21 protein-coding genes and 1 pseudogene are annotated in these 21,682 nt (G+C 74.2%); 12 read left to right on the top strand and 10 right to left on the bottom strand.

The window, feature by feature from the left end:
• Window positions 1-43 precede the first annotated feature (43 nt).
• Window positions 44-1,834 (bottom strand): oleate hydratase, encoded by a 1,791-nt coding sequence (locus ACFRAR_RS23950; RefSeq protein WP_380700198.1) that lies wholly within the window; start codon window positions 1,832-1,834, stop codon window positions 44-46.
• Between the two features lie 273 nt (window positions 1,835-2,107).
• Here ACFRAR_RS23950 and ACFRAR_RS23955 point away from each other — a divergent pair, with 273 nt between their 5' ends.
• A complete protein-coding gene (locus ACFRAR_RS23955; RefSeq protein ID WP_380700200.1) occupies window positions 2,108-2,662 on the top strand; it encodes a universal stress protein in 555 nt (184 codons plus the stop codon).
• 61 nt (window positions 2,663-2,723) lie between these two features.
• On the opposite strand, the pseudogene ACFRAR_RS23960 reads toward ACFRAR_RS23955, so the two are convergent.
• The 6 genes and pseudogenes from ACFRAR_RS23960 to ACFRAR_RS23985 all read right to left on the bottom strand — a co-directional run.
• Window positions 2,724-2,855: pseudogene (locus tag ACFRAR_RS23960) on the bottom strand (RNHCP domain-containing protein); the annotation flags it as partial.
• Between the two features lie 46 nt (window positions 2,856-2,901).
• Window positions 2,902-3,318, bottom strand: coding sequence for a DUF3592 domain-containing protein (locus ACFRAR_RS23965; protein WP_380700201.1), 417 nt, complete (start codon window positions 3,316-3,318; stop codon window positions 2,902-2,904).
• Window positions 3,319-3,424: 106 nt separating this feature from the next.
• Window positions 3,425-4,672 (bottom strand): NAD(P)/FAD-dependent oxidoreductase, encoded by a 1,248-nt coding sequence (locus ACFRAR_RS23970; RefSeq protein ID WP_380700202.1) that lies wholly within the window; start codon window positions 4,670-4,672, stop codon window positions 3,425-3,427.
• 117 nt (window positions 4,673-4,789) lie between these two features.
• A complete protein-coding gene (locus ACFRAR_RS23975) occupies window positions 4,790-5,221 on the bottom strand; it encodes a nuclear transport factor 2 family protein (RefSeq protein ID WP_380700203.1) in 432 nt (143 codons plus the stop codon).
• A gap of 7 nt (window positions 5,222-5,228) precedes the next feature.
• On the bottom strand, window positions 5,229-6,032 hold the full coding sequence (locus ACFRAR_RS23980) for an MBL fold metallo-hydrolase (protein ID WP_380700204.1): 804 nt from the start codon (window positions 6,030-6,032) through the stop codon (window positions 5,229-5,231).
• A 103-nt stretch (window positions 6,033-6,135) separates the two neighbouring features.
• A complete protein-coding gene (locus ACFRAR_RS23985; protein ID WP_380700206.1) occupies window positions 6,136-7,446 on the bottom strand; it encodes an MFS transporter in 1,311 nt (436 codons plus the stop codon).
• A 101-nt stretch (window positions 7,447-7,547) separates the two neighbouring features.
• Here ACFRAR_RS23985 and ACFRAR_RS23990 point away from each other — a divergent pair, with 101 nt between their 5' ends.
• The 4 genes from ACFRAR_RS23990 (at window position 7,548) to ACFRAR_RS24005 (ending at window position 11,812) form a co-directional block, all read left to right on the top strand.
• The gene (locus tag ACFRAR_RS23990) at window positions 7,548-8,645 is read left to right on the top strand and encodes a DUF5937 family protein (RefSeq protein WP_380700208.1); all 1,098 of its coding nucleotides are present in this window, start codon (window positions 7,548-7,550) and stop codon (window positions 8,643-8,645) included.
• A 38-nt stretch (window positions 8,646-8,683) separates the two neighbouring features.
• On the top strand, window positions 8,684-9,541 hold the full coding sequence (locus tag ACFRAR_RS23995) for a PhzF family phenazine biosynthesis protein (RefSeq protein ID WP_380700228.1): 858 nt from the start codon (window positions 8,684-8,686) through the stop codon (window positions 9,539-9,541).
• 93 nt (window positions 9,542-9,634) lie between these two features.
• A complete protein-coding gene (locus tag ACFRAR_RS24000; RefSeq protein ID WP_380700210.1) occupies window positions 9,635-10,882 on the top strand; it encodes a phosphotransferase family protein in 1,248 nt (415 codons plus the stop codon).
• Between the two features lie 9 nt (window positions 10,883-10,891).
• Window positions 10,892-11,812, top strand: coding sequence for a LysR family transcriptional regulator (locus ACFRAR_RS24005; protein WP_380700212.1), 921 nt, complete (start codon window positions 10,892-10,894; stop codon window positions 11,810-11,812).
• 49 nt (window positions 11,813-11,861) lie between these two features.
• Here ACFRAR_RS24005 and ACFRAR_RS24010 read toward each other — a convergent pair whose 3' ends face one another.
• The 3 genes from ACFRAR_RS24010 to ACFRAR_RS24020 all read right to left on the bottom strand — a co-directional run bounded on the left by ACFRAR_RS24010 (window position 11,862) and on the right by ACFRAR_RS24020 (window position 14,714).
• A complete protein-coding gene (locus ACFRAR_RS24010; protein WP_380700214.1) occupies window positions 11,862-13,097 on the bottom strand; it encodes an MFS transporter in 1,236 nt (411 codons plus the stop codon).
• 148 nt (window positions 13,098-13,245) lie between these two features.
• Window positions 13,246-13,503 (bottom strand): ferredoxin, encoded by a 258-nt coding sequence (locus ACFRAR_RS24015; protein WP_380700215.1) that lies wholly within the window; start codon window positions 13,501-13,503, stop codon window positions 13,246-13,248.
• On the bottom strand, window positions 13,500-14,714 hold the full coding sequence (locus tag ACFRAR_RS24020; protein ID WP_380700216.1) for a cytochrome P450: 1,215 nt from the start codon (window positions 14,712-14,714) through the stop codon (window positions 13,500-13,502). Before ACFRAR_RS24020 ends, ACFRAR_RS24015 begins: the two co-directional genes overlap by 4 nt.
• Before the next feature lie 619 nt (window positions 14,715-15,333).
• Here ACFRAR_RS24020 and ACFRAR_RS24025 point away from each other — a divergent pair.
• The 7 genes from ACFRAR_RS24025 (at window position 15,334) to ACFRAR_RS24055 (ending at window position 21,524) form a co-directional block, all read left to right on the top strand.
• On the top strand, window positions 15,334-16,419 hold the full coding sequence (locus ACFRAR_RS24025) for an S-(hydroxymethyl)mycothiol dehydrogenase (RefSeq protein ID WP_380700217.1): 1,086 nt from the start codon (window positions 15,334-15,336) through the stop codon (window positions 16,417-16,419).
• Window positions 16,416-17,045, top strand: a complete 630-nt coding sequence (locus ACFRAR_RS24030; RefSeq protein ID WP_380700218.1) for an MBL fold metallo-hydrolase — start codon at window positions 16,416-16,418, stop codon at window positions 17,043-17,045. The genes ACFRAR_RS24025 and ACFRAR_RS24030 overlap by 4 nt, the downstream gene beginning before the upstream one ends.
• Window positions 17,046-17,105: 60 nt before the next feature.
• Window positions 17,106-17,507 carry a pyridoxamine 5'-phosphate oxidase family protein gene (locus ACFRAR_RS24035; protein WP_380700219.1) on the top strand — a complete coding sequence of 134 codons (402 nt, stop codon included), beginning with the start codon at window positions 17,106-17,108 and terminating at the stop codon, window positions 17,505-17,507.
• Between the two features lie 355 nt (window positions 17,508-17,862).
• Window positions 17,863-18,141 (top strand): hypothetical protein, encoded by a 279-nt coding sequence (locus ACFRAR_RS24040; RefSeq protein ID WP_380700221.1) that lies wholly within the window; start codon window positions 17,863-17,865, stop codon window positions 18,139-18,141.
• Between the two features lie 104 nt (window positions 18,142-18,245).
• A complete protein-coding gene (locus ACFRAR_RS24045; protein ID WP_380700222.1) occupies window positions 18,246-19,715 on the top strand; it encodes a multicopper oxidase family protein in 1,470 nt (489 codons plus the stop codon).
• A gap of 170 nt (window positions 19,716-19,885) precedes the next feature.
• Window positions 19,886-20,500, top strand: a complete 615-nt coding sequence (gene wrbA, locus ACFRAR_RS24050; protein WP_380700224.1) for an NAD(P)H:quinone oxidoreductase — start codon at window positions 19,886-19,888, stop codon at window positions 20,498-20,500.
• Between the two features lie 16 nt (window positions 20,501-20,516).
• Window positions 20,517-21,524, top strand: coding sequence for a DUF6081 family protein (locus ACFRAR_RS24055; protein ID WP_380700226.1), 1,008 nt, complete (start codon window positions 20,517-20,519; stop codon window positions 21,522-21,524).
• The last annotated feature ends 158 nt before the right edge of the window (window positions 21,525-21,682 follow it).

Below are 21,682 nucleotides of genomic sequence, written 5' to 3' on the forward strand. Positions count from 1 at the left end.
CCCTCCCCGGGGCCCGCCCGTCGGCGCGCTCCGCGTGCGGCGGCTACTTCCGCTCGTCCTCGATCAGGCCGAACTCCTGCATCAGCTCGCCGATCTCGGTGGCCTCCAGCCGGCGCATCAGCCGCCTGCGCAGGAACTCCGGCCCCGGAATGTCGAGTTCGGCACCGTCACGGAGCCGGGTGGTGGCCGCGAGCAGCTTGCGCACGTCATAGGTGGAGTTGAACACCTCGGGCACGCCGCGCTCGACGCCGAGCAGCCGGTAGACGGCCTCCATGCCGGTGCGCACCGAGTACTCGGTGGTGAAGATGCAGTCCCGGGTGGTCTCCGCGAACTGGCCGATGAAGGCGAAGTTGACGGCTCCCTCGGGCACCACGTCCGGCCGGTCGCCCGCGTGCCGGGGAAGGAAGAAGGACGTCACGTACGGCATCATCACCGGCACGCAGCGGGCGGCGTTCGCGGCCAGGTCGGGGATCTCCCCGACCGGCACGCCCAGGTGGTACAGCCACTCCTGGGTGATCTCCTCGCCGGTGCACTCCTGCATCGGCTTCTTCACGAAGTCGCCGGGGCGGTCGACGTAGAGCGAGTAGACCCAGGCGACGATCTGGTCGGCGGGCTGCTGCTTGAAGTGCGGCTGGCGGTTGACCGTCCAGCTCAGCAGCCAGGAGGAGTCCCGGGCGGTGACGATGCCGCCGGTGACCACGCCGCCGCCGAACGGGTCGCGCTTGGCGACCTTCTGGATGTAGTGCGGGATGCGCGGGTCCAGGGTGGTGACGGTCGCCGACTCCCACTTGCTCTCGGCGATGTTGCCGCAGAACACCTCGGGACGGCCGAACGCCGGGTCCTTGGCGGCGATCCGGCGCCACAGGTCCCAGGCCGGCGCCGGGCCCTCGTCCAGCCGGGCCGGGGTGTGCTGGTCGCCGTTGTCGGAGTTCTCGGTGAGCGAGCCGATGGTGGTGAACACCAGGTCGTCCGGGCCGAGGTCCACGCCGCCCTCCCGGCCGGCCTCCCGCCAGTGGATCCGGGTGGCCTGCTTGCGGCCGGGGGCGTCGGCGGTGGCGGGGGAGAGGTCGAAGTCGATGTCGGTGACCTCGACCTCGTAGCGGAACTCCACGCCCTGGTCCATCAGCCAGTGGGTCAGCGGCAGGACCATCGACTCGTACTGGTTGTACTTGGTGAACTTCAGCGCCGACAGGTCCGGCAGGCCGCCGATGTGGTGGATGAAGCGGTGCAGGTACAGCTTCATCTCCAGCGCGCCGTGCCACTCCTCGAAGGCGAACATGGTGCGCCAGTACAGCCAGAAGTTGCTGTCCAGGAAGTTCCGCGAGAAGACCTCGTCGATCCGCTTGCCCTCCACCTCCTCGCGGGTGGCGAGGAAGACGCGGACCAGGTCCTTCTGCGCCTTGTCGTCGAGCGCGAACAGGCCGTCGGTGTGGGCGTCCTGGCCGCGGCGCTCGGTGACCCGCTGGAGCGAGTGGTTCGGGTCGTCCTTGTTCAGCCAGTAGAACTCGTCGAGGACGGAGGCCCCCTGGACCTCCAGCGACGGCACCGAACGGAAGAGGTCCCACAGACACTCCATGTGGTCCTCCAGCTCGCGCCCGCCGCGGACCACGAACCCCTTCTCGGGCTCCTCGATCCCGTCCAGCGCGCCGCCGGCCAGCTTCAGCCGCTCCAGGATCGTGACCCGCTCACCGGGCACCTGTCCGTCCCGGACCAGGAACGCCGCTCCGGCCAGCGCGGCGAGTCCCGACCCCACGAACCACGCCCGCTTGCGCTCGGCCCCCTCGGGCTTCCTCGGCCGGGCGAACGCCTCGTAGTTGCCGCTGCTGTAGTACACGCCCGTGCTCCCTAGAACGTTCGACATCGAACCGCCCGTCGGACGTAACGGATCCCGGCGGGCCGTCTCCATCCACCCACCTGTCGGTGATCTTCGCCTGTTGAATAGTCCGAACGGGTGAAGCGGGGGTGGCGGGGGCGCCCCGCGGCCCGCGTATGGACCGCGTTGGGAACACCGCCCGGGGCGTCAGGAAGCCGTCAAGAAGAGCAGGTCAGCCCCGGTGTGGCGGTTGGCTGGAGGACGACGGAGGACGCGACCACACGAGGACGGATCATGCACGGCAACGGACGGGACGGAAACGGGGCGGGGCCCCGGGTGGTGGTCGGGGTCAGCGGGTCGCTGGGGAGCCTGGCGGCGCTGCACCGCGGCCTCGCCGAGGCCCGCGACCGCGGCGCCGCGCTGGTGCCGGTGCACGCCTGGGAGCCGCCCGGCGGCGAGCACGGCTACCGGCGCTCACCCTGCCCGCCGCTGCTCGCGGCCGTCCGGGAAGCCGCCGGGCAGCGCCTGCGGGACGCCCTCGACGCGGCCTTCGGCGGCGCCGACCCCGGCGTGCCGCTGCGCCCGGTGGTGATCCGCGGCGAGACCGGCCCGGCCCTGGTCGAGATCGCCGACCGGCCGGACGACCTGCTGGTCCTCGGCCGGGCCGGCGGCCCGCTGCACCGCCGGCTGCGGTGCCCGGTGCCCGGCCACTGCGCCCGGCACGCGGTCTGCCCGGTGCTGACCGTCCCGGCGCCCGCCCTGCTGGACGATCTGCGCCGGCTGGAGAGGGCGCACCGGCGCCACCAGCCGCTCGCACCGGAGGCCGAACTCCTCGCGGTGCGTGGCTGAGCGGCGGGCCCGCCCGTGCGGACGGGCCCGCCGCGAGCGCCTCCCCGGGGGCGTGGATCAATCGTTGGCGCCCGGGTGTCCAGCCGTCGACGTGACGGCTGGCCAGGCAGTTCGGGCAGTCGTTGCGGTGGGCGGTACCGGGGCGTCCAGGGGGGGCGTCCAGCCGGGGCGTCAGCCCGACCACGCCGATCACCCGGGCGCCGACGATTGATCCCGCCGTCCCCGCCCGGCGGCGCGGCTCAGAGCACCGCCGCGCCGAGGGTGATCGAGCCGAGCACCACCAGCACCCCGAGCGTGAGGAACCCGTACTCCAGCCCGGCGCGCTCCCGGCCGTCCACCAGGACCTGCCGCGGGTCCGCCGGGTCGTAGCGGACCGGGACGAAGCCCCCGTCGGGCAGCGGGTGGCGGGCGGTGGACGGGACGGGCGAGAAGACCTCGACCACCCGCCCGTCCTCGGTCTCGAACTGGAGCAGCGGCCGCGGCGGCAGCGCGCGCTCCTCCGGTGCCTGGGCGCGGGAGCGGACCAGCGCCCGCGCGGGGACGCCGACCCGGCGCAGCCGCCGCAGGTCGCGCAGGCCGACCACCCCGGCGAGGTAGGCGACCACGCCGCCCAGCGCGCCGAACACCACCACGGAGAATCCGGCCGTACCGCCCACCGTTGCCTCCGCCTCCCTGCCCGAGCCTGCCCGAGGGCTCCCAGGACTCCAGTATCACGCGGAGGGGGCGCCCCCGGCCCGCCGGGACGGCGCCCGGCCCCAGGGCCTAGAGCGCGTCGAGCGGCACACCCGGGTCGGCCAGCGCCTTGGTGTCCACCACCCGTCCCGAGCGCACCAGTTCGCGGATCGGGTCGGTGACGTCCCAGACGTTGACGTTCATCCCCGCGAGCACCCGGCCGCCGGACAGCCAGAACGCGATGAACTCTCGGGTGGCCGGGTCGCCGCGGAACACCACCTGGTCGTAGCCGTCCGGCTCGACGTACCCGACGTACTCGGCGCCGAGGTCGTACTGGTCCGTGAAGAAGTACGGGACGCGGTCGTACACCGCGTCCGGCTGCCCGAGCAGGGCGCGGGCGGCGGTCTGCGGCTGGTTGAGGGCGTTGGCCCAGTGCTCGACCCGGAGGTGCCTGCCGAACAGCGGGTGGTAGGCGTTGGCGACGTCGCCGGCGGCGTAGACGTCCGGGTCCGAGGTGCGCAACCGCTGGTCGGTCTTGATGCCGTTGTCGACCTCCAGCCCGGCCGCCTCGGCGAGGCCGGCGGCCGGGGCGATGCCGATGCCGACCACCACCGCGTCGGCCGCCACCGTGGTGCCGTCGGCGAGCCGCACGCCGCTCACCGTGCCGTCCTCGCCGGTCAGTTCGGCCACCCTGACGCCGAACCGCAGGTCCACGCCGTGCTCCCGGTGCAGGTCGGCGAAGACCTGGGCGACCTCCCGGCCGAGCACCCGCAGCAGCGGCAGTTCGAGTGCCTCCAGCACCGTCACCTCCGCGCCCGCCTCGCGGGCCGCGGCCGCCACCTCCAGGCCGATCCAGCCCGCGCCGATCACCGCGATCCGGGCGCCCGGGCGCAGCGCCGCCCTGATCCGGTCGCTGTCGTCGACCCGGCGCAGGTAGAGCACCCCGTCCTGGTCGGCGCCCGGCACCGGCAGCCGGCGGGGCACCGAGCCGGTGGTCAGCAGCAGCTTGGCGTACTCCACCCGGCCGTCGTCGGCGAGGGTCACGGTGTGCCCGGCCGGGTCGATCGCGGCCACCGCCGTGCCCAGCCGCAGCGTGACGTCGTGGTCGGCGTACCACTGCGGCGGGTGGACGTAGATCTTCTCCCGGGGCGACTTGCCCTGGAGGTAGCCCTTGGACAGCGGGGGCCGCTCGTACGGGCGTTCGTGCTCCTCGCCGATCAGGACGATGCCGCCCCGGTACCCGGCCTCCCGCAGCGCCTCGGCCGCCTTCGCGCCGCCCAGGGACGCCCCGACGATCACGATCGGACGCTCGCGCCCACTGGTGCCCGTGTCGGTCATGTTCGACTCCTCGCTCTCCACCGCGGATCGGGGCCAGCCTGCCGCCGTCCGGGAGGACTGTCGAGGCCGCGCCGGGCGCGCCGCGCCATGCTCGCCCGTTCGAGTGAACCCGGGGCCTCAGGCGGTCATCGCCGCCCTGACCAGCGCGGTGTCGGTGAACTGCTCGAAGCGGACGATCCGGCCGCCGCGCACGGTGAAGCGGTGGGCGACCCGGACCGCGAGCGGCTTTCCGGTGCCCTTGTGGACGGCCGTGTAGCGGCCCAGTACCACCACGGTCTCGCCGTCCACCACGTAGCTGTCGTCGTGCGCCGTCCAGTTGTCCCACTCGGCGGCCAGCCGCTCCATCACGTTGGCGGTGACGCCCTTCGGGGTGCGGTAGGTGCCCGCCAGCGGGAAGCCGGCCATCTCGGTCCACTCGACGTCCTCGGCCAGGGTGGCGCGCAGCGCCGCCAGGTCGCCCTGGGCGGACGCCAGGTACTGGCGGCGCACCACGTCGGCGGGGGCGGACGACTCGGCGAAGACGGAGACGTCCCGGGGGATCTCGATCACGTTCCGCTCACCCCCACGCCGTCTCGCCCATGACGACCTTGGTGCCGATGTCCACCGCGATCCGCAGCCCCAGCTTCGGGAACCGCCGCTCCAGCGCCTCCTTGGCGGCCGCGGCGTCCGCGGCCCGGCCGATCTCGGTCTCGAAGGCGCGCAGGTAGGCCCGGGTGTGGTCGACGGCGTTCAGGTCGGTGGGCGCGTCCGCGACCCGGTGGCCGGCCGCCACCCAGGTCGGGTGGAGCGCCTCGATGCCGTCCAACAGGTCGATCCAGGCGGTCCGTTGGGCGGAGGTGGGGGTGTCGGCCGTCCACACGTGCAGGCCCTCGAACAGCAGCACCCCGCCCAGCACGGCGCGGTGGTGGTGCTGCCAGAGGTAGTGCCGGTCCGGCAGGTGGAAGTCGGCGCCGCGCAGTTCGAAGCGGTGCCCCTCGAAGACCAGCTCGTCCCCGTGCAGCACCTCGGGCCGCACCAGCCGGGTGGGCAGCTCGGGGCCCAGGTGCGCCCAGGCCCGCAGCTTGGCCTCGTACGTCTCCTGGATGTGCTCGACGGTCGAGGCGGTGGCCAGGAAACGGGCCTGCGGGAAGGCGTCCTGGACCTCCTGGGCGCCGAAGTAGAAGTCGGGATCGCCGTGGCTGACGAACACGGTGGTCAGCCGCCTGCCGCTCGCCGTGATCCGCTCGACCAGGCGGCGGCCGTCGGAGCGGGTGAACCCGGCGTCCACCAGCAGGGCGTCCTGCGGGCCGGTGACCAGGACGGAGGTCTTGTTGAGCGAGCTGTCGGGGCTGTCGATGATCTCGAAGTCAAGAGCACTCACAGGGGGTCCTTCCTCCGGACGGGCGAGCCTCGCCGCCAGCATCCGTGCTCGGCCCGGCGTCCGCATCCGGAAGGACCGCGCCCCGGCCCGGGCACGGACGCCGTCACCGCGCCGGGCCCAGCCGCAGCACCGCCAGCGCCCCCAGCGCGGTGGCCGCGGCGAGCGGCAGCCACAGCGCCCCGGGACCTGCCGCGAGCAGCGCCGTCAGCACGGCCGGCGCGGCCGCTCGACCCACCCCCGACGACACCTCCCAGCGCGCCAGCGCCCGCCCGAGCAGGTGCGGCGGGGCGACGGACGCCACCAGCGCCGTCCCCGAGCCGGTGTAGAGGATCTCGCCCAGCGTGTACAGCACCGAGACCACCGCGATGCCCGCCGTTCCCGGCAGGCCCCCCAGCGAGCCGACCGCCCAGAAAGCCAGGTACGACACCGCCAGCACCGCCCCGGAGGCGGCCAGCACCGCACGCCGGGAACGGTCCGCCAGGCGCAGCACCAACGCCAGCTGCAGGGCGATCACCAGCACCGTGTTGCCGACGAAGATGCCCGAGGACCAGGCCGGGGAGGCGTGCAGCCGCAGCACCAGCAGCGCCGGCAGTGCCACCTCCAGCACGTCGAAGCAGAACGCGTACGGTGCGTTGGCGAGGCTCAGCAGGGTGATCCGGCGCAGCGGCTCCGACCGTTCCCGCGGGTCGGCCGGGTGCTCCTGGCGCTCCTGGCGGGGCGCCCGCACCCGCAGCGAGCCCACCAGGACGGCCGCGACCAGCCAGGCCGCGCAGGTCACCCCGGCCAGCAGCCGGATCGCCCCCGCCCCGCCGCTCACCGCCAGGGTGGCCAGCAGCGCGCCCACGCCCATACCGGCGTTGCGCAGCGACCGTCCGGCGGCCAGCGCGGCGTCCCGCAACCGGCCCTCGGTCAGCGTGCTCACCACCGCCGCGTGGGTGGTCGGCCAGGACTGACTGCCCACCCCGAACAGCACCGCCGCCGCGGTGAACCCCGACAGACCGTCCGTGAGCAGCAGGACGAGCGCGCCCACCGCCCGCAGCACCAGGGTGACGGCGGCGGGCAGCGTCCGGGCACCGCGGTCGATCCAGCGGCCGGTCAGCGGCACCGCCACCAGACCCGCCACCATCCCGGCCGAGAGCGCCAGCCCCGCCGCACCGGCGCCCAGGTGCAGCACGCCGACGCCGTACAGCAGCAGGAACGGCCGCAGCAGGCCGCCGCCCACCGCGTCCACCACCAGCGCGACGGCGTAGCGGGGACCGCCGGCGGCGGTCAGCAGGCCCGGCAGCGCGGAGCCGACCCGGCGGCCGGTGCCGGTCGGCGGTTCGGGCGGCCCGTGCGGGGCGGGCGGTTCGGGCGGCCCGGGCAGGCGGGCGCCGGCGGACTCGTGGGCGGACTTCTCCCGGATCAGGTTCATGGCCGGTACCTTCGGCGCGGCGCGTCCCGCCCGGCACGCGGATTGACGTCAACCGTCAATCCGCGCGGGTCCGGCCGACGGCGGGTGACAGGATCGCCGCTGTGAGCCTGACGATCGACATCACCGGCCTGCCCGACGAGCGGCTCCTCTTCACGCCCTCCCCGCTCGGCGAACTGAACGCCGTGCTGCACGTGCTCGCCGAGCCCGCGCACCACCCCGCGCTGCACGGCTGGGCCGCCGCCACCGCCGCCACGATCCCGCCCGAGCTGTCCGAACGGCTGCTGGAAGCCGACTTCCTCTGGCGCTCCTCGCGGGCCGACTTCCTCGTCCCCGGCCTGCCCGGCGCCACCCTCACCGAGGAACTCGACGCCGTCGACCGGATCGACGACGAGCGGTACGTCGCCGCCGCCCTCGTCACCACCTGCGGCTCCTCCCGGCTCACCCACCGGATGGGCTCCCCGCTCACCGACCCGGCCGCCAACGAGCGGGCCCGGGAACTCGCCCTCGCCCGCGGCCCCCGGCAGGCCGCCTTCGCCGACCGGCTGCTCGCCGACCCGCCGGCCGTCCGGGCCCTGGTGCGGCGGATGCTGGAGGACTGCCGGTCCGCGTTCTTCGCCGACGCCTGGCAGCGCGTCCTGCCCGACCTCGCCGCCGACGCCCGGCGCAAGGCCGACCTGCTCGCCCGCCGGGGCCTCGCCGAAACACTCGCCGACATCTCGCCCTCCGTCTCCCTCGACCAGGGCACGGACGGGCGGCGCCGGATCGTCATCGACAAGCTCCAGGACAACACCACCAACGGCACCGACGCCGGGGGCGTCACCTTCATCCCCACCGCCTTCGGCCGCCCGCACCTCCTGGTGGTGCACGAGCGCGGCTGGCGGCCCGTCCTCCAGTACCCCGTCGCCGAGACCGGTCTGCCCGAGCCCGTCTCGCTCGCCCTCGTCCAGCAGCGCCTGGAGGCGCTCGCCCACCCCGTCCGGCTGCGCCTCGCCCGCACCATGGCCCGCGGCCCGCACACCACCGGCGAACTCGCCTCCGCCTGGGAGCTCAGCGCGCCGGAGGTGTCCCGGCACCTGGCCGTCCTGCGCAAGGCCGGGCTGCTCACCGCCCGGCGGCGCGGGCGGTACATGCTCTACGAACTCGACCTGGCGGGCAGCGCCCGGCTCGGCTCGGACCTCCTGGAAGCGGTGCTGCGATGAGCGGGAACAGCGCCGGGGCGGTGGGCGTTCGTCCGGTCATGAACGACGACGCCGCACCCGCGGTCCTGCGCTACGCCGCCTTCGCCACCCGCCCCGAGGGCGGCAACCCGGCCGGGGTGGTGCTCGACGCCACCGGGCTGACCGCCGAGCGGATGCTCGCCATCGCCGCGGAGGTCGGGTACTCCGAGACCGCCTTCCTGACCGCCGGCCCCACCGAGGGCACCTACCGGGTGCGGTACTTCAGCCCGCTCGTCGAGGTGCCGTTCTGCGGGCACGCGACGGTCGGCTCGGCCGTCGCGCTGGCCGAGCGCGTCGGCCCCGGGCGGTACGTGTTCGCGACCGCGGCCGGGGACGTCCCGGTCGAGATCGAGCGCGGGGCCGACGGGCTGCTGCGCGCCACCCTCACCAGCGTCGAGCCGAAGGTCGAGGAGGTCCCGGCGGACGACGTCGAGGAGGCGCTCGCCCTGCTCGGCTGGTCCGCCGCCGACCTCGACCCGGCCCTGCCGCCCCGGGTCGCCTACGCGGGTGCCCGGCACCTCGTCCTGCCGGTCACCACCCGCGAACGGCTGGCCCGCCTGGAGTACGACTTCGACGGGCTCGCCGCCTACATGCGGGCCCGCGACCTGACCACCCTCCAGCTCGCCTGGCGCGAGACGCCCGAGGTCTTCCACGTCCGTGACCCGTTCCCGGTCGGCGGCGTGGTCGAGGACCCGGCCACCGGCGCCGCCGCGGCCGCCTTCGGCGCGTACCTGCGGGAACTCGGCGCGGTGCCGGCCCCGGTGGTGCTGACCCTGCACCAGGGCGACGACCTGGGCCGCCCGGGCGTGCTGCGGGTCGAGCTGAGGGCGGAGGACACCCGGGTACGGGTCTCGGGCACGGCCGTGGCGATCGGTTAGGTCCGGACAGGGCCCAGCACGGCGGCGGGCCCCCGCCCGGCGGGCGCGGAAATCCGTTGGCCCCGGACCGGGCCGGTGGGCGAAGCTGCTGCGATGCAGCGAGCGAGCAACCGGACCGTGACGGTCGATCTCACGTACGGGGACGAGTACTTCGGGCAGCTGGGCCCCTTCGAGGCGGACCTCGGCTGGTGGTCCTCGGTGGACGGGGTGGTCGCGCGGGCCACGGAGCTGGCCGGGGCGCCGGTGCTGGTGGCGCGGCTGGTCGAGGGGCACAGCGAGGAGCCCGGTCACGGCGGGCGGGTCCGCTACCACGCCGAGGCGCTGAGCCGGCCCACCATGCCGTCCGCCGGCGCCCCGGACGCCGGGACGGCCGTGCTGCTCGGTCCGGCCGAACGCCGCGCCGCCTGGGCCACCCCGGCGGGGCTGCGGGCCGCCCTGGACTGGGCGCGGGAGGAACTGGCCGCGGCCGGCCGCCCGTTGGCCGCGCCCGCCCGGCAGATCCGGACCTGGAACCTCTCCGGCCTCTTCCGCCTCCCCACCGCCACCGGCGCCGACGCCTGGCTGAAGACCACGACGTCCGCGTTCAACGCCCGGGAGAGCGAGGTGATCGCGCTGCTCGGCGGCGTCGACCGCACGCTCGTCCCCACCGTCCTCGCCGCCGACCCGGCCGGCGGGCGGCTGCTGCTCGACCATGTCCCCGGTGAGGACTGCTGGAGCCCGTCCGCCGGGACCGTCGCCGAGGTCGTGCCCCGCCTGGTCGCCGCACAGGCCGCGCTGGCCGCCCGCCCGGGTGACCTGGCCGGCCTGCGTGACCGCACCCCCCGGGCCCTGGCGGCGCAGCTGACGGCCCTGCTGGACCGCCTGCCCGAGGAGACCGACCTGACCGCCGGGGAGCTGGACCGGCTGGCCGGCTTCGCGGCCGCGCTGCCCGGTCTGCTGGACCGGCTCGCCGCCTGCGGCCTCCCGGAGACGCTGCTGCACGGCGACTTCCACCCCGGCAACTGGCGCTCCGACGGCGTGAACCCGGTGGTCGTCGACTACGCCGACTCCTGCCTGGGCCACCCCGCCCTGGACGGGCTGCGCCCCCGCGCCTACCTCGCCCCGGAGGCCTGGCGGCACCACGCCCGGGTCTGGACGGAGGCCTGGCGCCGCCACGTCCCCGGATCCGATCCGGAGCGCGCCCTCGAACTCGCCGAACCGCTCTACCACCTGTCCTACGCCCTGCGCTACCAGGAGTTCCTGGACCACATCGAGCCGAGTGAGCGCCCCTACCACGAGGGGGACCCGGCCGCCGAGCTGCGCGCCGTGCTCGCCTGCGGAGCGGCCGGGCGACCGACGTAGACTGCCGGGGTGGAACGACCGACGCCGGCCCCCGGGGCCTCCGGGATCGCCGTCCTGCCCGAGCTGCCGTTGCAGGAGCTGGAGTGCTTCTCCGTCCTCGTCCACCAGTTGCACTTCGGGCGGACGGCGCTGCGCCTGGGCGTCTCGCAGGGCCGGGTCTCCCAGTTGATCAAGCGCCTGGAGGGCCGGGTGGGTGCCCCGGTGTTCCGGCGGACCAGCCGCCGGGTCGAACTGACCGAGCTGGGGCGGGCGCTGGCCGAGCAGGTGGTGCCCGCCTTCGACCGGCTCCGGGAGGGCTACGACGCCGCCCGGGCCGGGGCCGCGACGGCCCGGCCGCTGCGGCTGGGTTTCCAGTGCGCGGTGTACGAGCCGGTCGCCCGGGTGATCGCGAGCCTGCCGGAGGGGACGACGCAGCTGGTCGAACTGCCGTGGGCGGACCCGTTCTCGCACCTCGCCCGCGGTGAGGTCGACCTGGCCATCGTGCTCGCCCCGTGCCGGGAGCCGGGGCTGGAGGTGCTGCTGGAGTTCTCCCGGCAGCCGGTGTACGTGGCGGTCTCCGCCGCGCGGCGCCTCGGCGGGGCACACGGGGTGAGCGCCGAGGAGCTGGCCGGGCTGCCGCTGGTCGAGCCGCGCGGCCCGGCGCCCGAGTACTGGCGGGAGGTGAACGCGCCCCGGCGCACGCCGAGCGGGCGGGAGCTGAGCTACTCGACGGGTGCGGCCACCATCCAGGCGGGCCTGTCGATGGTGGCCGGCACCCGCCAGGGCCTGCTGTTGTGCGAGCGCAGCGCGGCGTACGTCCAGCGGCCGGACGTCCGCTTCCTGCCGGTGCCCGAGCTGGAGTTCAGCACGCTGGAGGTGGTCCAGCGGGAGGGGCGGACGCACCGGCTGACGGGCGAGTTCGTCGGGCTGCTGGCCGGGCACGTCGACTGAGCCGGCCGGCTCGGTCGGTCAGGTCAGGCCCGATCAGGCCCGGCCCGGGTCAGGCCCGGTCCGCCGGTCGGTCCGGCCGGGAGAGCACGGTGAGCAGCAGTCCGGCGCCCGCCAGGGCGGCCGCGGTGAGCAGCACGGCGTGGTTGCCGGCCCGGTCGACGACCAGCCCGCCGGCCAGCGAGCCGAGCGCGATGCTCGCGTTGAACACGCCCGCCCAGAGGGCCGCCGAGGCCTCGACCCGGGCCGGGTCGGCGAGGCGGAACCAGGTCTGGGTGGAGACCGACACCCCGCCGTACGAGACGCCCCAGAGGACCAGGACGAGCAGGACGGTGACGAGCCCGCCGGTGGCGGACCCGAGCAGCGCGGTGGCCAGGGTGACGCCGGAGAGGGCCAGGGTGACGGCCGTCTTCGGGCGGCGCCCGGACATCGGGCCGAGGGTGAAGTTCCCGGCGACGCCCGCGAGTCCGTACACCAGCAGGCAGGTGGCGATCGTGCCGCTGCTCAGGCCGGCGTCGGCTTCGAGGACCGGGCGGACGTAGGTGTAGCCGGCGAAGTGGCCGAGCACGACGAACGCGGTGATGGCCGCTCCGGTGGCGATGCCCCGGTGGCGCAGCGCGCCGGCCAGGCCGTCCAGCCGTGCGCGCCGGTGCGCCGGCAGCGGGGGCAGGGTGGCGGCGAGGACGGCGGCGGAGGCGGCGCCGAGCAGGGCGAGCGCCCAGAACGCGGCGCGCCAGTCGAGCAGCGCGGCCAGGTAGGTGCCCAGGGGGACGCCGAGGACGGAGGCGATGGAGACGCCGGAGAAGATCAGCGTCATGGCGAGTGCGAGGCGCGGGCCGTCGGCCAGACGCGGGCCGAGGCTGGCGACCAGGCCCCAGACGATGCCCATGGCGGCGCCGAGCAGGACCCGGCCGACGGCGAGGACCGCGAAGTTCGGCGCCAGCGCCGTCACCGCGTTGGCCAGGCCGAGCAGCAGCATGAAGGCGACCAGGACGCTCCTGCGGTCGCGCGGGCCGACGAGCGCCGGGGCGAAGGGGGAGAGCGCGGCGGCGATCAGGCCGGTGATGGTGAGGGAGAGGCCGGTGGCCCCGTCGGTGACGCCCAGGCTGTGGGACATCGGGGTGAGCAGGCCGACCGGCATCATCTCGGAGGACACCAGGGTGAAGGTGGCGAGGGCGACGGCGAGGACCGGGGACCAGCGGTGGGTGGTGGGCGAACCGGCCGGTGGGGCAGGGGTTTCCGCGGTGGCCCGGGGGAGGCCGGCCGCAGTGGTTTCCGCGTTTGTCATGCTGCCCAGCTCACCAGTCGGCGGAAGGGGCGAACAAGATCGATGAACTCATCGACCCATTAGCCCGGCTCATCGATCGACCGGCCGGCCGGGGGAACCCCGGTGGCGCCCGTCGCGGTCGTCGCGGGGGGCGCCACCGGGGCGGGGCTCACTCCCCGGGGTCGATCCGGTAGCCGCCGCGGGCCGAGTGGAGGCTGAGCGCCTCGACCGGGCAGTAGTCCACCGCCTCGCTCAGGGCGTCCGTCAACTCCGCGCCGCCGTCGGCGTATCCGGCCAGCGGTGCGGCCAGTCCGTCGGTGCCGAGGGCCAGCGAGCCGGGGACGCTGAGGGCACACATCCCGGAGCCGATGCAGCGGTCCCGGTCCACCCGGACGATCACCGGCTCGGTGTCCGCGCGGCCCGTCACCAGGTCACCCGGAGGGCGTTGGGGCTGCGGGTGACCAGGCCGCGCCGCCAGTCGATCAGCTCGACCGGGTCGGCCATCCGCAGCGCGGGCAGCCGGCGGGCCAGCCGGTGCAGGCCGAGCTCCATCTCCATCCGGGCCAGCCAGGCGCCCAGGCAGTGGTGCGGCCCGGCGCCGAAGGTGAGCATGGGCGCGGCCAGCGGCGAGAACAGCTCGGTGCGCAGGTCGCCGGTGAAGACCGACGGGTCGTGGTTGGCGGCCTGGGCGTCGGCGGCGACCACGCTGCCGGCCGGGATCACCACGCCGCCGATCTCGACGTCCTCGACGGTGCGGCGCAGCAGCCCGGGCAGGTGCTCCTTGGCGTCGCTGAGCGGGACGGCGCGCAGGATCTGCTCGGTGGCCGCGGCGGCGCTGGCCTCGTCGGAGGCGAGTCGCTGCCAGGCCTCGCGGCCGTCCTGGAGCAGGTAGACCAGGGCGTTGCCGAGGCTGGTCATGGTGGTCTCGTGCCCGGCGACCACCAGGCCGATGACCAGCACGACCAGCTGGCCCTCGGTGATCGAGCCGTCCTCGGCGGCGGCCGCGAGCAGGCTGCTGACCAGGTCGTCGCCCGGTGCGGCGCGGCGCTCGGCGATCACCTCGGAGCCGAAGGCGGCGAACTCGGCCATCGAGGCGGTGATCTCGTCGGGGGTGTAGGCGGTGGTGGACAGCGCGTGGTCGCTCCAGTGCCCGAGCCGCTTGGCGTCCACGTTGTCCAGGCCCATCAGCCGGCTGATCACCGCGACCGGCAGCGGGCGGGTGTAGGCGTCGATGACGTCGGCGGGGGAGCCGTGGTCGATCAGCTCGTCGATCAGCGACTCGACGACCGAGGCGACCCAGGGGCGCCAGCGCTCGATCGCGCGCGGGGTGAAGGCCCGCTGCACGGTGCGGCGCAGCCGCTGGTGCTCGGTGCCGTCGATGTTCAGCATGCCGTCCGGGTCGTCGATGATGCTGGGGGTGACCTTGACGGCCGGCGCGTCCGGCGCGAAGAGGGTGGCGCGGCCCAGTCGCGGGTCGGTCAGCACCTGTCGCACGTCGGCGTGCCGGCTGACCAGCCAGACCGGCGTGCCGGTGGGCAGCGCGGCGAGGCGGGGCGGCCCGGGGTCGAGGCGGCGCAGGCAGTGCATCGGAGGGAGCGGGGCGGGGCCGGCGCTGGTCGCACTGTTCTCGGTGGACATCCGTACTCCAGACTCCAGGGCGGGGGGCCGCGGGGGCGGCCCGGCGGGGGGTGGATCCGGGGATGGGGCGGGGGACGGGTGATGCGGCCGGCTGGCGGCTCGACACGGGCCGGGGATCGGTCGGGCTCCTGCGGGAGGCGTGGCGCGAAATGTGCGGGGGCGCACGGTCGGTGCGCGCCCGGCGAGGGCGGCGCATGGTGGCACGCCGTCGGGTGGGGCGGGTGTGCTGAGCGTGGTCGCGTGGACCGTCTCTGCTACGACCGTACGTGGGCGGTGGGGCGCCCGTCTGCGGCACTTCCAGCCAACACCGGTGCGTTCCAGGCACTTCGAGGCGCACGAACGGGCGCTCGTTGCCAGCCGTGCGCCCCTGCCCGCGGGGCCGCGTCGGGTTGTCGCCGGGCCCCCGGCGGATACCCGGGCGGCACATGCCACGTGGGACCCGGTGGTTCGAACGGAGTCGTCGGACGGGCCCTAGCACACCGGTTCGGGCCGGGTGGGCCCACGGGCCGCGCCGGGGGCCGGCGCGGCGGGCGATACGCTTCGTGGGCAGTTGGTCTTCAGTCGTTTGTCGCAGGTCACGCCGGTGCGGAGCCGCACCGGCAGACGGAGGTGGAATCGGATGCCCCAGCAGGTCAAGGCAGTGATCGCGCGCGCCAAGGGCGCGCCCGCGGAGGTGACCACGATCGTGGTGCCGGACCCTGGCCCGGGCGAGGCCGTGGTCCGGATCCAGGCTTGCGGTGTCTGTCACACCGACCTCCACTACCGGGAGGGCGGCATCAACGACGAGTTCCCGTTCCTGCTCGGCCACGAGGCCGCGGGCATCGTGGAGACGGTCGGCGAGGGCGTCACCGAGGTCGAGCCCGGTGACTTCGTGGTCCTCAACTGGCGTGCGGTGTGCGGCCAGTGCCGCGCCTGCAGGCGGGGCCGCCCGCAGTACTGCTTCGACACCCACAACGCCAAGCAGAAGATGACGCTGCTGGACGGCACCGAGCTGTCCCCGGCGCTGGGCATCGGCGCGTTCGCCGAGAAGACCCTGGTCGCGGCCGGCCAGTGCACCAAGGTGGACCCGGCGGCCGAGCCGGCCGTCGCGGGCCTGCTGGGCTGCGGTGTGATGGCGGGCCTCGGCGCCGCGATCAACACCGGCAACGTCGGCCGGGGCGACTCGGTCGCGGTGATCGGCTGCGGCGGTGTCGGCGGCGCGGCCGTGATGGGCTCCCGGCTGGCCGGCGCGTCGAAGATCATCGCGGTGGACATCGACGACCGCAAGCTGGAGACCGCCCGCAAGCTGGGCGCCACCCACACCGTCAACTCCCGCACCACCGACCCGGTCGAGGCGATCCGCGAGCTGACCGGCGGCAACGGCGCGGACGTGGTGGTCGAGGCGGTCGGCCGCCCGGAGACCTACAAGCAGGCCTTCTACGCCCGTGACCTGGCCGGCACCGTCGTCCTGGTCGGCGTGCCCACCCCGGAGATGACGCTGGAGCTGCCGCTGCTCGACGTCTTCGGCCGCGGTGGCGCGCTGAAGTCCTCCTGGTACGGCGACTGCCTGCCCTCGCGGGACTTCCCGATGCTGATCGACCTCTACCTCCAGGGCCGGCTGGACCTCGGTGCCTTCGTCACCGAGACCATCGAGCTGGACCAGGTGGAGCAGGCCTTCGAGCGCATGCACCACGGTGACGTCCTGCGCTCGGTGGTGGTCCTGTGACCGCGCGCGTCGACCGCCTGGTCACCGCCGGGACCTTCGACCTCGACGGCGGCAGCTGGGAGGTGGAGAACAACGTCTGGATCGTCGGGAACGACGAGGAGGCGGTGGTGATCGACGCCGCCCACGACGCCGAGGCCATCGAGGCCGCGCTCGGCGGGCGCCGGCTGCTGGCGATCGTCTCCACCCACGCGCACAACGACCACATCGACGCGGCCCCGGCCCTCGCCGCCCGCACCGGTGCGCCGGTGCTGCTGCACCCGGACGACCTCCCGCTGTGGAAGCTCACCCACCCCGAGCGCCTCCCGGACGGCGAACTGGCCGACGGGCAGCGGATCGAGGTGGCCGGCACCGCGCTGACCGTGCTCCACACCCCGGGCCACGCCCCGGGCGCGGTCTGCCTGTACGCCCCCGAGCTGGGCACCGTCTTCACCGGCGACACCCTGTTCCACGGCGGCCCGGGCGCCACCGGCCGCTCGTTCTCGCACTTCCCGACCATCATCGACTCGATCCGCGAGCGGCTGCTGACGCTCCCGGCCGAGACGGTGGTGCGCACCGGCCACGGCGACCCGACCACCATCGGCGCCGAGGCCCCGGCCCTGCCGGAGTGGATCGCGCGCGGGCACTGACGCCCGGCCCGTACGGCCCCCGGGGAACGCAGGTTCCCCGGGGGCCGTACGATCGCGATCATGGCCCTTGACCCGCGCGAGCTCGACGACGCCTTCCTCGCCTTCTGGCGGGAACGGCACATCTCCACGCTGACCACCACCCGCCCGGACGGCACGCCGCACGTGGTGCCGGTGGGCGTGACGTACCAGCCGGAGACGGGCACCGCCCGGGTGATCACCAGCCGGAGCAGCCGCAAGGCCCGCAACGTCGCCGCGGCCGGGCCCGAGGGCCTGCGGGTCGCGGTCTGCCAGGTGGCCGGCGCCCGCTGGTCGACCCTGGAGGGCGTCGCGGTGGTCCGCGACGAGCCCGAGCAGGTCGCCGAGGCGGAGCGGCGCTACGCCGAGCGCTACCGCGAGCCGCGGGTCAACCCGGACCGGGTGGTCCTGGAGATCAGCGTCGAGCGGGTGCTCGGACGGGCCTGAGGACGACCCTTCCCGGAACGGCCGTTCCGGTCAGCGGATCGCCAGGCGGTCGAGGTGGGACCCCACGGTGCATCGGGTCCCGGCCACGGGCGGTCAGCCGGCGCAACCCGCTCAACGACGCTCCTCGGGATCGGTGGGGGCGGTCGGGGTCGGAGGAGGCCGTCCCCGGGTGGCGTCAGGCTCGTCACCGGGAGCGCGCGGCGACAACCGGATCCCGGCCACTGTGTCAGTTCGGACGGGCGTCCTCGCGCGGCGGTGACGGAGTTCGCGGGACCTGACACAGAGGGGAGCGGGTCCGCCGCCCGCCGCCCGTGCGCTGCCTAATGTCGACGGATCCCGATGGAAGGAGTGGACCGTGCAGCCTCGAACGTCCTTCATCCACGCACATCACGACGTCGCCGAGCCCTCGGCGGACGGCGGCAGAAGCGGGTCGGCCGGCATCGGCGGGGCGTCCGGCAGCGCGCTGCTGGCCGAGATCCCGCGCTCCAGCCCGGAAGTGATGGAGAGCATCGCCGTCGCCCTGCTGGCGCTGACCGTGCCGGGCGTGTGCCTGCGGGCCGGCCGCTCCATCGGGCCGGAGCCCTCGGGCGCTCCGTACGGGGCCGTGGAGGCGGGCCACGACGTGACAGACTAATCAGATTAATCAAACGGTTTTCCCCCGGTGCCCCTTGGATCTGCCCTACACGGATCGTTCACATCTCCTGGGGGGAAATCGTGATAGCACGTCGTTCGTTTCTGGTGTCCGGTGTCGCCGTCTCCGGTGGGCTCGGGCTCGCGGGCTTCGGGATCGCGGCCTCGCAGCCCGCGACCGCCGGTGCGGCCGAGCGAGACCTGACCACCCCCACCGGTGGGGTGACCGCGAACCTGGACCCGGCCGACATCGCCAAGTTCGCCGTCCAGATGCCCGTTCCGGCCGTGCTCTCGCCGTACGCGGTCTCCGGCACCACCAGCTACTACCGGATGGCCATGAAGGAGGTCACCGCGGCGGTCCTGCCCAACATGCCCGCCACCACCGTCCGCACCTACAACGGGCAGTTCCCGGGCCCGGTCATCAGAGCGAGATCGGGCCAGCGGGTCGTCGTCCAGCAGACCAACAACCTCGCCCAGCCGGTCTCCGTGCACCTGCACGGCGCGCACGTGCCGGAGTCCAGCGACGGCGCGCCGATGGACGTGATCCAACCCGGTGCCTCCAAGACCTACACCTACCCGAACCAGCAGCCGCACGCCAACCTGTGGTTCCACGACCACGCCCACCACCAGGAGTCCGAGCACGTCTTCCGCGGACTGTCCGGCACCTACCTCCTGACCGACGACACCGAGCAGCAACTGCCCCTGCCCTCCGGCCAGTACGACGTGCCGATCGCCCTGCGCGAGGCCCGCTTCGACCAGTCGGGACAGCTCGTGTACGAGATGGACGACTGGCCCAACCGCAACGTCATCCTCGCCAACGGCAAGGCCTGGCCGTACTTCCAGGTCGCGGCCCGCAAGTACCGGCTGCGGTTCTTCAACCAGAGCAACGCGCGCTTCTTCGACCTGAAGCTGTCCGACGGCTCGGAGTTCACCGTCATCGGCGGGGACGGCGGCCTCCTCGCGCAGCCCTGTCAGGCGACGGTGGTACGGCTCTCGCCCGGCGAACGCGCCGACATCGTCATCGACTTCTCACGCTACGCGGTGGGCACCCAGGTGGTGCTGGAGAACGGCATGCCGCCCGGCCCGGTCGAGCACGTCGGCAAGGTCATGCGCTTCGACGTCACCCGCACCGCCGCCGACCCCAGTTCGATCCCGAGCACCCTGCGCACCCTGCCGGCCCTGCCGCCCGCGACCGTCAACCGCAGCTTCGCGCTGAGCATGGACGAGACGGGCAACCCCGGCGCGGCCGCCTACATCAACGGCCTGACGTACGACCACAACCGGATCGACACCGAGATCGCCTACGACACCACCGAGATCTGGACGGTCACCAACACCAACCAGGTCGCCCCGCACAACTTCCACATGCACCTGGTGATGTTCCGCGTCCTGGAACGCAACGGACAGCCCGTCACCCAGGGGTTCGAGACGGGGCTCAAGGACACCGTGAGCATCCTGGCCGGCGAGACGGTGAAGATCCAGGCCACCTTCACCGGGTACCGGGGCACCTACGTCTACCACTGCCACCTCTTCGACCACGCGGCGATGGGGATGATGGCCAACTTCCGCGTCTCCTGACCGCTCCGCCCCGGGCCGTCCGGCCGCGCCGAACCCGCTCTCCGGTTGCCGGAAACTGACGGAGTCCGGGCCCATCTGACGAAGTAATCCGACCGCGATTGCCGCCTTTCCGGTGACTACGGAAACCTCTTCCGCAGTCACCGGATCAAAAACCAGAAAGGGACGCTCGAATGACGAACGTCGCCGTCATCTACTACTCCTCCACGGGTAGCGTGCACACTCTCGCCACCGCCGCCGCCGAGGCGGCGAAGAAGGCCGAGGCCGAGGTGCGTCTGCGCAAGGTGGCCGAGCTGGCGCCGCAGGGCGCCATCGACTCCAACCCGGCCTGGGCCGCGCACCACGCGGAGACCAAGGACCTCGAGGTCGCCTCCCTGGAGGACCTGGACTGGGCCGACGTCATCCTCTTCGGCACCCCGACCCGCTTCGGTCTGCCGGCCGCGCAGCTCAAGCAGTTCATCGACACCGCCGGTGGCCTGTGGGCGCAGGGCAAGCTGGCGAACAAGGTCGTCACCTCGTTCGTCTCCACCTCGCAGACCCACGGTGGCCAGGAGAGCACGCTGCTCGCGCTGAACAACACCTTCTACCACTGGGGCGCGATCATCGTTCCGCCCGGTTACACCGACGGTGTCCAGTTCAACATCAAGACCGGCAACCCCTACGGCGTCGGCCACGTCGCGTACGACAACGCGGCCGTGGACGAGGCCACCTTCGCCGCGATCGAGCACCAGACCCGGCGCGCCGTGGAGATCGCCGGGGCCCTGAAGCGCGGACTGTCGGCGGCCTGAGCCCGCCATGCCGCGTTTGGAGACGCACCGTGACCCGGCCGTCGTCGACGGCGGCCGGGTCGTCTGGGACGACTTCCGGGACGGGTTCGACCACCGGGGGGAGGGGTCCCGCTGGACCCTCACCCCGGCCGGCGAGACGCTGCCGGACGGCGACGGCATCGCCACCACGTCGGAGGCAGGGCTGCGGGTGGTGCCCACCGGCACCGACCCGCGCACCGGTGAACCGGCCTTCGTCTTCACCACCGGCCGGGAGAGCGAGGGCGGTGGCGGCGGCGCCGACCACCTGAAGTTCTTCGCACTGGCCCGGCACACCTCGAAGGCCGGCGTCCTCGGCTTCGACGCCGAACCCGGCCGGGTGCTCACCATCGACGTGACGATGTCCGCCCGGACCTTCGGCACCGAGCAGCACCCGTTCGGCGCCGCGGTGGCCGACCCGGCGGCGGACCTGCGGCTCGCGGCTGGCGCGATGAACACCGTCGACCCGGAGACGATGACGGTCTTCGACTTCTTCGTCACCGACGACGTGCTCTACGCCTTCTACGAGCGGCTGCCCCGCCCGGGTGCCGACTACGCCGCCTTCTCCTACGCCCTGCCGGTGGCCCGCCGCAGCACGCCCGACCAGGTGCACCACCTGGCGGTCGGCTACGACAGGTCGGCGGGGACGGTGGAGTGGAGGGCCGACGGCCGCACGGTCCTGACGGTCGACCGGATCGGCCACAAGCCCGCGGACCGGGAGCACCTGATCCTCGATCTGGGCGGCCGCGAGGAAGTGGTCGAACCGCGTCAGCTCGCCGGCGGGTTCGGCACCTTCACCCTGCTGGACGCCGGGATGCCGGGCGTCGAGGGCGGCCTGGTCCGCCTCGAGGACGGCCTGCGCTACCACGACCCCCACCGTGGTGCACCGGCCAGGCAACGGTTCGCCGATCCGGCGAGCCTCCCGCAGAACCGCCTGTGGGGCCAGGGGGCGCGGCTCGACGTCCGCGAGCTGGGCGTCACCTCGGCCCCGCGCCAGTCCCACCCCTGAGCCCCACCTCCCAGGCCCACCTCCCCCGGGCCGCCAGCGGCTCCGGCCGGACGGAACCCCTAGCCTCCGCCTTTCAGTTGGGCCTGGCTGAGCTCGGTTGATGGCACTGGCGACGCGTTGTGCCTGCGTGGAGGTGTGGGGACATGCCGAGGGACCGA

Origin of the sequence: Kitasatospora sp. NPDC056651 (assembly GCF_042792155.1) — a bacterium.
Lineage (GTDB): Bacteria > Actinomycetota > Actinomycetes > Streptomycetales > Streptomycetaceae > Kitasatospora.

Excerpts from the sequence above, each read along its gene's own strand:
- ACFRAR_RS24035 (WP_380700219.1), top strand. The coding sequence starts at position 17,106 with ATGGCCCTTGACCCGCGCGAGCTCGACGACGCCTTCCTCGCCTTCTGG.
- ACFRAR_RS23985 (WP_380700206.1), bottom strand. The coding sequence starts at position 7,446 with ATGAACCTGATCCGGGAGAAGTCCGCCCACGAGTCCGCCGGCGCCCGC.
- ACFRAR_RS24010 (WP_380700214.1), bottom strand. The coding sequence starts at position 13,097 with ATGACAAACGCGGAAACCACTGCGGCCGGCCTCCCCCGGGCCACCGCG.
- ACFRAR_RS23955 (WP_380700200.1), top strand. The coding sequence starts at position 2,108 with ATGCACGGCAACGGACGGGACGGAAACGGGGCGGGGCCCCGGGTGGTG.
- wrbA (WP_380700224.1), top strand. The coding sequence starts at position 19,886 with ATGACGAACGTCGCCGTCATCTACTACTCCTCCACGGGTAGCGTGCAC.
- ACFRAR_RS24000 (WP_380700210.1), top strand. The coding sequence starts at position 9,635 with ATGCAGCGAGCGAGCAACCGGACCGTGACGGTCGATCTCACGTACGGG.
- ACFRAR_RS24020 (WP_380700216.1), bottom strand. The coding sequence starts at position 14,714 with ATGTCCACCGAGAACAGTGCGACCAGCGCCGGCCCCGCCCCGCTCCCT.
- ACFRAR_RS24025 (WP_380700217.1), top strand. The coding sequence starts at position 15,334 with ATGCCCCAGCAGGTCAAGGCAGTGATCGCGCGCGCCAAGGGCGCGCCC.
- ACFRAR_RS23995 (WP_380700228.1), top strand. The coding sequence starts at position 8,684 with ATGAACGACGACGCCGCACCCGCGGTCCTGCGCTACGCCGCCTTCGCC.
- ACFRAR_RS23970 (WP_380700202.1), bottom strand. The coding sequence starts at position 4,672 with ATGACCGACACGGGCACCAGTGGGCGCGAGCGTCCGATCGTGATCGTC.